8 protein-coding genes are annotated in these 14,562 nt (G+C 44.4%); all 8 read left to right on the top strand.

All coding sequences use genetic code 11. The annotated features are described in order from the left end of the window. Positions 1–118 precede the first annotated feature (118 nt). The 8 genes from AB3F25_RS08635 (at position 119) to rpoC (ending at position 14,489) form a co-directional block, all read left to right on the top strand. The gene (locus AB3F25_RS08635) at positions 119–1,120 is read left to right on the top strand and encodes a TerC/Alx family metal homeostasis membrane protein (protein ID WP_373603418.1); all 1,002 of its coding nucleotides are present in this window, start codon (positions 119–121) and stop codon (positions 1,118–1,120) included. A 259-nt stretch (positions 1,121–1,379) separates the two neighbouring features. Beyond that, positions 1,380–3,020 carry an ABC transporter substrate-binding protein gene (locus tag AB3F25_RS08640; RefSeq protein ID WP_373603419.1) on the top strand — a complete coding sequence of 547 codons (1,641 nt, stop codon included), beginning with the start codon at positions 1,380–1,382 and terminating at the stop codon, positions 3,018–3,020. A 299-nt stretch (positions 3,021–3,319) separates the two neighbouring features. Beyond that, positions 3,320–4,066: a VacJ family lipoprotein gene (locus tag AB3F25_RS08645; protein WP_373603420.1), complete on the top strand. Its 747-nt coding sequence runs from the start codon at positions 3,320–3,322 to the stop codon at positions 4,064–4,066. A gap of 52 nt (positions 4,067–4,118) precedes the next feature. Then, complete coding sequence (locus AB3F25_RS08650; RefSeq protein ID WP_373603421.1) at positions 4,119–4,508, top strand: RidA family protein; 390 nt, start codon at positions 4,119–4,121, stop codon at positions 4,506–4,508. 288 nt (positions 4,509–4,796) lie between these two features. After that, complete coding sequence (rplJ, locus tag AB3F25_RS08655) at positions 4,797–5,288, top strand: 50S ribosomal protein L10 (protein WP_373603422.1); 492 nt, start codon at positions 4,797–4,799, stop codon at positions 5,286–5,288. Between the two features lie 54 nt (positions 5,289–5,342). After that, entirely contained in the window at positions 5,343–5,714 is a 372-nt protein-coding gene (rplL, locus tag AB3F25_RS08660; protein ID WP_373603423.1) for a 50S ribosomal protein L7/L12, read from the top strand. A 325-nt stretch (positions 5,715–6,039) separates the two neighbouring features. Beyond that, a complete protein-coding gene (gene rpoB / locus AB3F25_RS08665; RefSeq protein ID WP_373603424.1) occupies positions 6,040–10,068 on the top strand; it encodes a DNA-directed RNA polymerase subunit beta in 4,029 nt (1,342 codons plus the stop codon). Between the two features lie 152 nt (positions 10,069–10,220). After that, positions 10,221–14,489: a DNA-directed RNA polymerase subunit beta' gene (gene rpoC, locus AB3F25_RS08670; protein ID WP_373603425.1), complete on the top strand. Its 4,269-nt coding sequence runs from the start codon at positions 10,221–10,223 to the stop codon at positions 14,487–14,489. The last annotated feature ends 73 nt before the right edge of the window (positions 14,490–14,562 follow it).

Below are 14,562 nucleotides of genomic sequence, written 5' to 3' on the forward strand. Positions count from 1 at the left end.
TCCAACAAACAGGCTTATACGACGAAAAATAAATCCCTAAAAAAGAAAGAAAATAGCGTTTGTCAATCACCCCGCTTGTTATAGAATAGCGGCCCCATTTTTTATTTAAGGTTTATTTATGCAGCATTTCGGCTTTCCCCTAGAAACCATTATCGTTTTCTTCGGCGTTGTCTTATTTTCGATCTATATTGATTTAATTTCCCATCGCCACACGAAAGAAATTACGGTAAAAAATGCGGCGGCATGGTCGCTTTTTTGGATATCCCTAGCACTGGCTTTTTATGTCTATCTTTATCTTCGTTTCGAACCGGAATGGGCGAATCTTTACTTAGCAGGCTATGTATTGGAAAAAAGTTTATCTATCGATAACTTAATGGTTTTCGTCGCTATTTTCGCCTCTTTCGGTATTAAAGCGCGGTTACAGCACCGCATTCTCTATTGGGGAATTTTAGGTGCATTGATTTTCCGTGCTGTTTTCGTGTTATTGGGCACCGGTTTATTCGCCGCCAGTCCTTGGGTCGGCTTTGCTTTTGCCGCCTTCGTTTTATGGAGCGGTTGGAAAATGTTAACCGCCCGCGGCAAGGACAATCCGGAAATCGAAGACTATACGCACCACTGGAGCATACGCTTAGCCGGTAAAGCCATGCCGATTTTCCCTAAATTGCTGCAAGAAAAATTTTTCGTTCGCCACGCCGAATTAAATGCCGAACAAATTTCCTCCGTCACACGTCAAGGGTTGCGTTACGCCACGCCGGCCTTTTTATGTCTAATCGCAATCGAAACCTCCGATCTCGCTTTCGCTTTCGATTCCGTACCGGCGGTTATTGCCGTCACGCAAGAGCCGCTATTGGTTTATGCGGCAATGATTTTTGCTATTTTGGGCTTGCGTAGCCTTTATTTTATTTTGGCGGCCTTAACGAAATATTTAGCGCACTTGGAAAAATCCGTGATCGCTCTATTATTTTTTATCGGCATCAAAATGGGCATTCAAGCTTGGAACCATGCCGTTTTTGATACAGGCATTCATATTTCCGCCAATGCAAGCTTATTTATCGTGCTAGGCGTGTTATTCATCGGCATTGTCGCGTCTTTTATTTTTCCGTCCAAAGCGACGCAATAATTGAACGAGAGCGGCTTGCTACGCTTTCACATCGACATCTTGAACTCTGCTACGAGCACCGCATTGAAGCCGCTTCCGGCGGGCTTCGAGTACATTTGAAAAGGCGCGAAGTCGAGGTACAAATCGCGTTCTCTTAGTTCGATTTGTTATAATCAAGACGATTTTTTTATTTAAGAAAAAGCCAACCTGCTTATATCTTAATAGCATTTTCCTGTCGGCGGGATCCACCGCCGTTTAACCATCACAATGAGGAACGCGTATGACATTAAAAGCCACCTTAACGCTTGCCGCTACGCTATTTTTAGCCGCTTGCGATCAATCCGGCTCAGCAAACAAAGCGGCAGCTCCCGCGGACAATAAAACTGCATCAAATAATACTTTCGTTTACTGTACGGCTAAAGCGCCGTTAGGCTTCAGCCCGGCATTAGTGATGGAGGGCACGTCTTATAACGCCAGTTCACAACAGGTTTATAACCGTTTGGTGGAGTTTAAAAAAGGTTCGACGGAAATTGAGCCGGCCTTGGCGGAAAGCTGGGAAATCAGCAATGACGGTTTAACTTACACCTTTCATTTACGCAAAGGCGTGAAATTCCACAGCACTAAAGAATTTACCCCGACGCGCGATTTCAATGCGGATGATGTGCTGTTCTCCTTCCAACGTCAGCTTGATCCGAATCACCCGTATCACAACGTCTCCAAAGGCACTTATCCGTATTTCAACGCGATGAAATTTCCCGAGTTATTGAAATCCGTGGAAAAAATCGATGACAACACGGTTCGCATCACTTTAAACAAAAAAGATGCAACTTTCTTGGCAAGTTTGGGAATGGACTTTATTTCCATTTATTCAGCGGAATATGCCGATGCGATGATGAAAGCGGGCAAGCCTGAAACCGTTGACAATCGCCCGGTAGGTACCGGCCCGTTCATTTTCGTGGATTACAAAACCGATCAAGCGGCACAATATGTGGCGAACGAAAATTACTGGAAAGGCAGAACGCCGCTTGATCGCTTAGTGATCAGCATCGTACCGGACGCCACTACGCGTTACGCAAAATTACAAGCGGGTACCTGCGATTTGATTCTATTCCCGAATGTGGCGGACTTAGCCAAAATGAAAACGGATCCGAAAGTCCAACTTTTGGAACAAAAAGGCTTGAATGTAGCCTATATCGCATTCAATACAGAAAAAGCACCGTTTGATAATGTAAAAGTACGCCAAGCGTTAAACTACGCGGTGGATAAAAAAGCGATTATCGATGCCGTTTACCAAGGCGCCGGTACACCGGCGAAAAATCCGTTACCACCGACCATTTGGAGCTATAACGACGACATCCAAGATTATCCTTATGATCCGCAAAAAGCCAAACAACTGTTAGCCGAAGCGGGTTATCCGAACGGTTTTGAAACGGATTTCTGGATTCAACCGGTGATTCGCGCCTCCAATCCAAATCCGAAACGGATGGCGGAGTTGATAATGGCGGACTGGGCAAAAATCGGTGTGAAAGCCAATCCGGTCACCTATGAATGGGCGGATTACCAAAAACGCGCGAAAGCCGGCGAACTCACTGCGGGGATTTTCGGTTGGTCAGGCGATAACGGTGACCCGGATAACTTCTTATCCCCATTATTAGCGAGCGCTAACGCAGGCAACTCAAACTTGGCGCGTTTCAAAAACGCACAATTTGACGCCTTGTTAGACAAAGCCATCGGTTTAACCGACAAACAAGCGCGTACTGAGCTTTACAAGCAAGCGCAAGTGATCGTTCATGAGCAAGCGCCTTGGATTCCGGTGGCGCACTCCGTCGGCTTCGCGCCATTAAGCCCACGCGTGAAAGGTTACGTACAAAGTCCGTTCGGCTACGATGCCTTCTATGGTGTGAGCGTCGATGGGAAATAACCGAAATCTGCCACATTTTTACGGCTAAAAGATAATGCATTACATGAAAAGGATAGACTTTTAAGAGCTGTCCTTTTTATTTTGTCTCGACTTTTTTCACTTGCTTCAACAGCACCGCATTGAAAAGCGTGGAATCGGCTTAATCCGCCGAGAACCTAATTTCCGACGGCGCAACTCAGACAAAATTTAAAACCGAAAAGCAAACAATAGAATCGACATTGTTTTATCTATTAGATTACGTTTGAGTTATAGATTTTACGCGTTAGAATACGTCCGATTTTTCTTACGGATAAATACAAATGAAAAAAATAGCGATATTAACCGCCCTTTTAGGGGCGATGATATTAACCGGTTGCGCAAATAAGCAAGCGGAGGGCGAACGCAAAGATTCGCTAGAAGGTTTTAACCGCACCATGTGGAAATTCAATTATAACGTGATGGATCGCTATGTATTGGAACCGGCGGCAAAGGGTTGGCACGATTATGTGCCGGCTCCGATAAGTGGCGGCTTGTCCAATATGGCGAACAATTTGGACGAGCCGGTCAGTTTCGTGAACCGTTTAATTGAAGGCGAGCCGAAAAAGGCGTTCGTCCATTTTAACCGCTTTTGGATTAATACGGTGTTCGGTATAGGCGGTTTATTTGATTTCGCCGCTGCCAGCAAGGAACTCCAAGTGTATGACCAACGCGGTTTTGGCGAAACCTTGGGGAGTTACGGCCTAGAACCCGGCGCTTACATGGTGTTGCCGATTTATAATGCGACCACACCGCGCCAATTAACCGGTGCAGTGGTGGATGCGGCTTATATGTATCCGTTTTGGGAATGGGTAGGCGGCCCTTGGTCGTTAGTCAAATACGGCGTTCAAACATTGGATACGCGTGCGAAAAACTTGAATAACACCGAGTTATTACGCCAAGCGCAAGATCCTTACGTCACCTTCCGTGAAGCATATCTCCAAAACTTAGAATTTAAAGTAAACGACGGTAAAGCAACCGACAACTCGCAAAAGGAATTGTCCGACGATGTGCTAAAAGAAATTGATTAACGAAAAAGTACGGGAAAAATAGCCGTATTTCTTACTACTCAAGGAAATTACTATGACAAAAGTTATTCATACCGAAAAGGCGCCGGCGGCGATCGGTCCTTACGTGCAAGCGGTGGATTTAGACGATTTAGTCTTCACCTCCGGCCAAATTCCAGTAAATCCTGCCACCAATGCGGTGCCGTCAGGCATCGTCGCGCAAACGCGCCAGTCATTGGAAAATGTGAAAGCAATTATTGAGCAAGCGGGCTTGACTGCGGCGGATATTGTAAAAACCACGGTTTTTGTGAAAGACTTGAACGATTTTGCGGCAGTGAATACGGAATATGAGCGCTTCTTCAAAGAAAACCATCACCCGAACTTCCCGGCGCGCTCTTGTGTGGAAGTTGCGCGTTTGCCGAAAGATGTGGGATTAGAAATCGAAGCGATTGCACGCCGAAAATAACCAAAGCATTGTTTTCGAATCTTTTTTAGACAAGCGGCTTTACAAGAAAATCGATTCACTCTATAATTGCGCGTCTTTGTTATGGCTTTAAGCCATAACCCAATTTCTGGTTGGTGCTTGACCTATTCAAGCCCCGTCCAAGACCGTAGGGGAGCAATCTTAATAAGCCTACGTAGATGGTGTACAGAATAAGAATTTTTCTTGCTTCTGGGCACCGAAGTCGTCCTGGTCTTAGGATTAGGTAAATTAATTCCGAGAAATCGGAGTGTATTCAGGAGCTAAAAGCCAATGGCATTAAATCTTCAAGACAAACAAGCAATTGTTGCTGAAGTAAATGAAGCAGCCAAAGGTGCACTTTCAGCAGTTATCGCGGATTCACGCGGCGTAACTGTTGAAAAAATGACTGAATTACGTAAATCAGCACGTGAAGCTGGCGTGACAATGCGCGTTGTACGTAACACCTTGTTACGTCGTGCAGTTGAAGGCACAGATTACGAATGCTTGAAAGATACGTTTGTAGGTCCAACACTTATCGCATTCTCTAACGAACATCCGGGTGCAGCAGCTCGTTTATTCAAAGAGTTTGCTAAAGCGAACGATAAGTTTGAAATTAAAGGTGCAGCCTTTGAAGGTAAAATCCAAGATGTTGAATTCTTGGCAACATTACCAACTTACGAAGAAGCGATTGCACGTTTAATGGGCACAATGAAAGAAGCAGCGGCAGGCAAACTTGTACGCACTTTTGCGGCATTACGCGACAAATTACAAGAAGCAGCTTAATAATTAAGCGTTTCTTACTTCATTTAACTTTATTTATTTTAGGAATTGATTGTTATGTCATTAACTAACGAACAAATCATTGAAGCGATTGCTTCTAAAACTGTAACAGAAATCGTTGAATTAATCGCAGCGATGGAAGAGAAATTCGGTGTATCAGCAGCGGCAGCAGTAGCGGCAGCTCCAGCAGCAGGTGGTGCAGCGGCAGCAGAAGAAAAAACTGAATTCGACGTAGTTCTTAAATCTGCAGGTGCTAACAAAGTAGCAGTAATCAAAGCAGTGCGCGGCGCAACAGGTTTAGGCTTAAAAGAAGCTAAAGATTTAGTTGAATCCGCTCCGGCTAACTTAAAAGAAGGCGTTTCTAAAGAAGAAGCTGAAGCACTTAAGAAAGAATTAGAAGAAGCCGGTGCAGAAGTAGAAATTAAATAATTTTAATTTCTTTATGCCCTGTTCTTCAGGCTCAATGGCTGGTGGTTTTTCCATCAGCCATTTTGTGCTATCAAAGTCTTATAAAAATAATTCAAGATAGCCATAAAAACAGATAGTTATTTTCCGTTTAATAATATCTGTTTCCACTCGAATTAATCGCCAATCATGTTAATTTGAGTAGCCCGCTACAGAAGTAAGGTTCAGAGTGCGGTTTCTGAAAACGGTGTCCATACTTTGGTATAAGTTAAAACTCGAAAAAATTCGACGGCTCTTTTTTGCTTGTATCAACTCGGTCTCACTAAAATTGATAGAGGAAAACCAACCAATGGGTCTCTCCTATTCTGAGAAAAAACGAATTCGTAAAGACTTCGGCAAACGCCCGCAAGTTTTAAACGTACCTTATTTATTAACCATTCAATTAGATTCTTTTGACAAATTTATTCAGAAAGATCCGGAAGGCCAACAAGGTTTAGAAGCAGCTTTCCGTTCAGTATTTCCAATCGTTAGTAACAACGGTTACACCGAACTCCAGTACGTAGATTACCGTCTTGAAGAGCCGGAATTTGATGTACGTGAGTGTCAAATCCGCGGCTCAACCTACGCAGCGGGTTTACGCGTGAAATTACGTCTAGTGACATACGATAAAGAATCCTCCTCACGCGTCGTTAAAGATATCAAAGAAAATGAAGTTTACATGGGCGAAATCCCGTTAATGACGAACAACGGTACTTTTGTCATTAACGGTACCGAGCGCGTTATCGTTTCACAATTACATCGTAGCCCAGGTGTATTCTTTGATTCTGACAAAGGTAAAACCCATTCTTCAGGTAAAGTGCTTTATAACGCACGTATTATTCCTTACCGCGGTTCATGGTTAGATTTTGAATTTGACCCAAAAGATAACTTGTATGCACGTATCGACCGCCGCCGTAAATTGCCGGCAACCATTATTCTTCGCGCACTAGGTTACACAACCGAAGAAATCTTGAATTTATTCTTCGATAAAGTCACTTTTGAAATTACCGACAATAAATTGTTAATGACACTAATACCGGAACGTTTACGTGGCGAAACAGCAATTTTTGATATTGAAGCAAACGGTAAAGTGTATGTTGAACGCGGTCGTCGTATTACTGCGCGTCACATCAAGGCGTTAGAAAAAGATAAAATCACTCAAGTGGTTGTACCTACCGAATATATCGTGGGCAAAGTAGCGGCAAAAGATTACGTGGATTTAGAATCCGGCGAAATCGTTTGCCCGGCAAACGGTGAGATTTCTTTGGAAACCTTAGCGAAACTTGCACAAGCCGGTTACACCACCGTTGAAACCCTCTTTACCAATGACTTGGATTACGGCCCGTATATTTCTGAAACCTTACGGGTTGACCCGACTTACGATAAAGTCAGCGCATTATATGAAATTTATCGCATGATGCGCCCAGGCGAACCACCGACACCGGAATCTTCCGAAGCCTTGTTCCATAACTTGTTCTTCTCTCCGGAGCGTTATGATTTATCTGCGGTAGGTCGTATGAAATTCAACCGCTCTTTAAACATTCCGGAAGGTGTCGGTAGCGGCATTTTAAGCAATGAAGACATCATTGCGGTCATGCGTAAACTTATCGATATCCGTAACGGTCGTGGTGAAGTGGACGATATCGACCACTTGGGCAACCGTCGTATCCGTTCTGTGGGCGAAATGGCGGAAAACCAATTCCGCATCGGTTTGGTGCGAGTAGAAAGAGCGGTCAAAGAACGCTTATCTTTAGGCGATTTAGATACGATTACCCCACAAGATTTAATTAACCCAAAACCAATTTCTGCGGCAGTGAAAGAATTCTTTGGTTCTTCACAACTTTCGCAATTTATGGACCAAAACAACCCATTGTCAGAAGTGACGCACAAGCGTCGTATTTCTGCATTAGGTCCGGGCGGTTTAACACGAGAACGTGCAGGCTTTGAAGTGCGTGACGTACACAACACCCACTATGGTCGTTTGTGTCCAATCGAAACCCCTGAAGGTCCAAACATCGGTTTGATCAACTCTCTTTCTGCGTTCGCGCGTACAAACGATTACGGTTTCTTAGAAACCCCATATCGTAAAGTGGTGGATGGTCAAGTAACCGAAGAAATTGAATACTTATCTGCCATCGATGAAGCCAACTATATCATCGCACAGGCAAACTCAAATCTTGATGAAAACAATCGCTTTACTGATGCCTTCGTAACGGCACGTGGTGAGCGTGGTGAATCAGGCTTATACAAACCTGAAGATATTCACTATATGGACGTTTCAACCCAACAAGTGGTATCTGTGGCGGCAGCGTTAATTCCGTTCCTTGAGCACGACGATGCGAACCGTGCATTGATGGGAGCGAACATGCAACGTCAAGCCGTGCCGACTTTACGTGCGGATAAACCATTAGTCGGTACCGGTATGGAAAAACCAATCGCGTTAGACTCCGGTGTTGCGGTGGTCGCAAAACGTGGTGGTACCGTTCAATATGTGGATGCGTCACGTATCGTGATTAAAGTAAACGAAGACGAAACCATAGCCGGCGAAGCGGGTATTGATATCTATAATTTAATCAAATACACCCGTTCCAACCAAAACACCTGTATCAACCAAATTCCTTGTGTGAACTTGGGTGATCCGATTAATCGTGGTGAAGTATTGGCAGATGGCCCTTCAACGGATTTAGGTGAATTGGCGTTAGGTCAAAACATTCGCGTAGCGTTCATGCCTTGGAATGGTTATAACTTCGAAGACTCCATGTTAGTGTCTGAGCGCGTCGTTCAACAAGATCGTTTCACCACTATCCACATTCAAGAATTATCTTGTGTGGCGCGTGATACCAAGTTAGGTGCGGAAGAAATCACGGCGGATATTCCAAACGTGGGTGAATCTGCCTTAAGCAAACTTGATGAGTCCGGTATTGTTTATGTGGGTGCGGAAGTGAAAGGTGGTGACATCTTAGTGGGTAAAGTGACCCCTAAAGGCGAAACCCAATTAACACCGGAAGAAAAATTGTTACGTGCCATCTTCGGTGAAAAAGCATCAGACGTGAAAGATTCCTCATTACGTGTGCCAAACAGCGTAACCGGTACGGTCATTGACGTACAAGTCTTCACTCGCGACGGCGTGGAAAAAGACAAACGTGCGTTAGAAATTGAAGAAATGCAATTAAAACAAGCGAAGAAAGACCTTTCTGACGAATTAGAAATCTTAGAAGCGGGTTTATTCGCGCGTGTTCGCAATCTCCTTGTCAACAGTGGCGTGGATGCGGTGCTGTTGGACAACCTCGAGCGCACCAAATGGTTAGAACAAACCATCGCAGACGAAGAAAAACAAAACCAATTAGAACAACTTGCCGAGCAATACGAAGAACTTCGCAAAGAGTTTGAACACAAACTTGAAGTAAAACGTAAGAAAATCATCAAAGGCGATGATCTTGCGCCGGGCGTGTTGAAAGTGGTGAAAGTTTATCTTGCGGTGAAACGTCAAATCCAACCGGGTGATAAAATGGCGGGTCGTCACGGTAACAAAGGTGTTATCTCGAAAATCAACCCGGTTGAAGATATGCCATACGATGAAAATGGCCAGCCGGTTGAAATCGTATTGAACCCGTTGGGCGTGCCGTCTCGTATGAACATCGGCCAGATCTTAGAAACCCACTTAGGTTTAGCGGCGAAAGGTATTGGTGATCAGATCAATGCGATGCTCAAACAAAAACAAGAAGTGGAAAAACTTCGCAGCTATATGCAAAAAGCGTATGACTTGGGTAACGGTTCACAAAAAGTGGATTTAAGCACTTTCACCAACGAAGAAATCTTACGTTTAGCGGAAAACTTGCGCAAAGGTTTACCGGTGGCAACGCCGGTGTTCGACGGTGCGGACGAAGCGGAAATCAAAGAGTTATTAAAACTCGGCGGCTTACCGACTTCCGGTCAAATCACCTTATATGACGGCCGTACCGGTGAGAAATTCGAGCGTCCGGTAACCGTAGGTTATATGTATATGCTCAAATTGAACCACTTGGTGGATGACAAAATGCACGCACGTTCAACCGGTTCTTATAGCCTTGTTACCCAACAACCGTTGGGCGGTAAAGCGCAATTCGGTGGTCAACGTTTCGGTGAGATGGAAGTTTGGGCACTTGAAGCTTATGGTGCAGCTTATACCTTACAAGAAATGTTAACCGTGAAATCCGATGATGTGAATGGTCGTACGAAGATGTATAAAAACATCGTCAGCGGCAACCAACATATGGATCCGGGCACGCCGGAATCTTTCAACGTAATTATGAAAGAAATCCGTTCACTTGGTTTAAATATCGAGTTAGATGAAGAGTAAAACCGTAGGGTGGGCATTCTTGCCCACCAATGAGTTTGAAATTTAAGGCGGGCAAGAATACCCACCCTACATAAAATTCGCCGAAGTGCGGTCAAAATTCTCTGAGATTTTCAACCGCACTTTAAACCTTTAACTCCGACAGGAGAACATTTGTGAAAGACTTAGTTAAGTTTTTAAAAGCACAGTCAAAAACCAGTGAAGATTTTGATGTGATTAAAATTGGGTTAGCCTCACCGGATATGATCCGTTCTTGGTCATTTGGTGAAGTGAAAAAACCTGAAACCATTAACTACCGTACGTTCAAACCTGAACGTGACGGTCTTTTCTGTGCACGTATTTTCGGGCCGGTAAAAGATTACGAATGTTTATGTGGTAAATATAAACGTTTGAAACACCGTGGTGTGATTTGTGAAAAATGTGGCGTTGAAGTCACCCAAACTAAAGTTCGTCGTGAACGTATGGGGCATATCGAACTTGCTTCCCCTGTGGCGCACATTTGGTTCTTAAAATCATTGCCATCCCGTATCGGTTTACTTTTAGATATGCCATTGCGCGATATCGAACGTGTACTTTATTTTGAAATGTACATCGTGACCGAACCGGGTATGACAGATTTAGAACGCGGTCAATTATTAACTGAAGAACAATACCTTGACGCTGAAGATCGTTGGCAAGATGAATTTGAAGCGAAAATGGGTGCGGAAGCCATTCAAGATTTATTAAAAGGTATGGATCTTGAAGTGGAATGCGAAAAATTACGTGAAGAATTACAAGAAACCAATTCTGAAACCAAACGTAAAAAAATCACTAAACGCTTAAAATTATTAGAAGCATTCGTTCAATCAGGCAATAAACCTGAATGGATGGTAATGACCGTATTACCGGTTCTTCCACCGGATTTACGTCCATTAGTACCACTTGATGGCGGTCGTTTTGCGACTTCAGATTTGAACGATTTATATCGTCGTGTCATCAACCGTAACAACCGTTTAAAACGTTTATTAGATTTAATTGCGCCGGATATTATCGTACGTAACGAAAAACGGATGTTACAAGAATCCGTGGATGCCTTATTAGATAACGGTCGTCGCGGTCGTGCTATCACCGGTTCTAATCGTCGTCCGTTAAAATCATTAGCGGATATGATTAAAGGTAAACAAGGTCGTTTCCGTCAAAACTTACTTGGTAAACGTGTGGATTACTCCGGTCGTTCTGTAATCACCGTAGGTCCATACCTTCACTTACACCAATGCGGTTTGCCAAAGAAAATGGCATTGGAATTATTCCGTCCGTTTATCTACGCAAAATTAGAAAGCCGTGGTTATGCCACCACCATTAAAGCCGCGAAGAAAATGGTTGAACGTGAAGACGCTATCGTTTGGGATATTCTTGCAGAAGTGATTCGCGAGCACCCAATTCTGTTGAACCGTGCGCCAACACTTCACCGTTTGGGTATTCAAGCCTTTGAACCAATCTTAATTGAAGGTAAAGCAATTCAATTACACCCACTCGTTTGTGCGGCGTTTAACGCGGACTTCGATGGTGACCAAATGGCGGTACACGTTCCATTAACGTTAGAAGCGCAATTAGAAGCGCGTGCGTTGATGATGTCTACCAACAACGTACTTTCACCGGCGAACGGTGATCCGATTATCGTGCCATCACAAGACGTGGTGTTGGGTCTTTACTATATGACCCGTGAAAAAGTGAACGGTAAAGGCGAAGGCATGTTATTGCAAGATCCACGCGAAGCGGAAAAAGCCTATCGCACCGGTGAAGCAGAATTACATTCTCGCGTAAAAGTGCGTATTACCGAATATGTGAAAAATGAAGCCGGCGAATTTGATGCGAAAACCACACTTACCGATACCACAATCGGTCGTGCAATTTTATGGATGATCGCACCAAAAGGTATGCCATATTCCTTGTTCAACCAAACATTAGGCAAAAAAGCCATTTCAAAACTGATTAACGAAGCCTATCGTCGTTTAGGTTTGAAAGAAGCGGTCATGTTTGCTGACCATATTATGTACACCGGTTTTGCTTACGCGGCACGTTCCGGCTCATCTGTTGGTATCGACGATATGGTGATCCCGGCGAAGAAATACGAAATTATTTCTGCAGCAGAAGAAGAAGTGGCTGAAATTCAGGAACAATTCCAATCCGGTCTTGTAACTGCAGGCGAACGCTATAACAAAGTGATCGATATCTGGGCGGCCGCGAACGAACGCGTTGCGAAAGCCATGATGGAAAACTTGTCTCAAGAAGAAGTGATCAACCGTGAAGGTAAACCGGAGAAACAAGCGTCTTTCAACAGCATCTTTATGATGGCGGATTCCGGTGCGCGTGGTTCCGCGGCACAGATTCGTCAGCTAGCGGGTATGCGTGGTTTGATGGCGCGTCCGGATGGTTCAATCATCGAAACCCCAATCACCGCGAACTTCCGTGAAGGTTTGAACGTATTACAGTACTTTATTTCAACCCATGGTGCGCGTAAAGGTCTGGCGGACACCGCATTGAAAACAGCAAACTCCGGTTACTTAACCCGTCGTTTAGTTGACGTGGCGCAAGACTTAGTGATCATCGAAGACGACTGTGGTACACACGAAGGCTTAGTGATGACCCCATTAATCGAAGGTGGTGATGAAAAAGTACCACTTCGCGAATTGGTGTTAGGTCGTGTGGTAGCGGAAGACATCTTAAAACCGGGGACAGAAGAAGTTTTAATTCCACGTAACACCTTATTAGATGAAAAACTCTGTGATGTGTTAGATGAAAACTCCGTGGACAGCGTGAAAGTACGTTCTGTTGTAACCTGTGATACCGACTTCGGTGTGTGTGCGAAATGTTACGGTCGTGACCTTGCACGTGGTCACCTTATCAACCAAGGTGAAGCAGTGGGCGTTATCGCGGCACAATCTATCGGTGAACCGGGTACACAGTTAACCATGCGTACGTTCCACATTGGTGGTGCGGCATCTGCAGCAGCTAAAGAGTCTAGCGTACAGGTGAAAAATACCGGTACATTACACTTAATGAACGCGAAATTTGTAACTAATGACGAAGGCAAATTAGTTTTAACTTCTCGTAACACAGAATTAACCATTACCGACGCATTCGGTCGTACTAAAGAACACTATAAAGTGCCTTACGGTGCGGTGTTAAGCAAAGGTGACGGTCAAGAAGTGACTGCTGGCGAAACCGTAGCAAACTGGGATCCGCATACTATGCCGGTTGTGTCTGAAGTGGCGGGTTTCGTGAAATTCATCGACATCGTGGACGGCTTAACCGTCACACGTCAAACCGATGAATTAACCGGTCTTTCATCTATCGTGGTACAAGACGTGGGTGAACGTGCAACCGCAGGTAAAGATTTACGTCCAACCATCAAATTGGTGGATGCAAACGGTAACGATATTTTCTTACCTGAAACGGATGTATTAGCCCAATACTTCCTACCGGGTAAAGCAATCGTCAGTTTAGACGATGGCGCGGCAGTGAAAGTGGGTGAACCATTAGCCCGTATTCCACAAGAATCCGTGGGTACCAAAGATATTACCGGTGGTCTTCCACGCGTAGCAGACTTATTCGAAGCTCGTAAACCGAAAGAACCTGCAATCTTGGCAGAAATCTCCGGTATCGTGTCCTTCGGCAAAGAAACTAAAGGTAAACGTCGTTTATTAATCACCCCAACTGAAGGTGAAACTTACGAAGAAATGATTCCAAAATGGCGTCAGCTCAACGTATTTGAAGGTGAAATGGTACAACGTGGTGACATCATCTCTGACGGTGCGGAAACGCCACACGATATCTTACGTTTACGCGGCGTGCGCGCAGTCACCGAGTACATCGTCAACGAAGTGCAAGATGTTTACCGCTTACAAGGGGTAAAAATCAACGACAAGCACATCGAAGTTATCGTACGTCAAATGTTGCGTAAAGCGATTATCACCAAAGCTTACGACTCCGAATTCCTCGAAGGGGAACAAGTGGAAGTGGCTCGCGTGAAAATCGTGAACCGTAAACGTGAAGCGGAAGGCAAACCACCGGTTGAATTCGAGCGTGAATTATTGGGGATCACCAAAGCGTCTCTTGCAACTGAATCCTTCATCTCGGCGGCATCGTTCCAAGAAACTACACGTGTTCTTACCGAAGCTGCAGTGGCAGGTAAACGTGACGAATTACGCGGCTTGAAAGAGAATGTCATCGTGGGTCGTTTAATTCCGGCCGGTACCGGTTTCGCGTATCACCAAAACCGCATTAAAAGCCGCCAAAAAGCAGCAGAATTAGCGGTAGAAGCGATCGAAGAACCAATCTCCACCTTCGCAAACGATGCTGATATTGAAGCAGAATTTGAATTCATTGCAGATGACGCAACGCAAAGTTTAGCAGCATTATTAAACTCCGAAATGGAAGATTAATATTGTGAAATAGATAAATAAAAAAGCCCCGAAAGGGGCTTTTTTGTTAAACAGAAATCAATTAATGTAAAAA

The sequence above is a fragment of the Aggregatibacter sp. HMT-949 genome (assembly GCF_041734645.1).
Classification (GTDB): Bacteria; Pseudomonadota; Gammaproteobacteria; order Enterobacterales; family Pasteurellaceae; genus Rodentibacter.

Coding starts and splice junctions, on each gene's coding strand:
- AB3F25_RS08635 (WP_373603418.1), top strand. CDS start 119: ATGCAGCATTTCGGCTTTCCCCTAGAAACCATTATCGTTTTCTTCGGC.
- AB3F25_RS08640 (WP_373603419.1), top strand. CDS start 1,380: ATGACATTAAAAGCCACCTTAACGCTTGCCGCTACGCTATTTTTAGCC.
- AB3F25_RS08645 (WP_373603420.1), top strand. CDS start 3,320: ATGAAAAAAATAGCGATATTAACCGCCCTTTTAGGGGCGATGATATTA.
- AB3F25_RS08650 (WP_373603421.1), top strand. CDS start 4,119: ATGACAAAAGTTATTCATACCGAAAAGGCGCCGGCGGCGATCGGTCCT.
- rplJ (WP_373603422.1), top strand. CDS start 4,797: ATGGCATTAAATCTTCAAGACAAACAAGCAATTGTTGCTGAAGTAAAT.
- rplL (WP_373603423.1), top strand. CDS start 5,343: ATGTCATTAACTAACGAACAAATCATTGAAGCGATTGCTTCTAAAACT.
- rpoB (WP_373603424.1), top strand. CDS start 6,040: ATGGGTCTCTCCTATTCTGAGAAAAAACGAATTCGTAAAGACTTCGGC.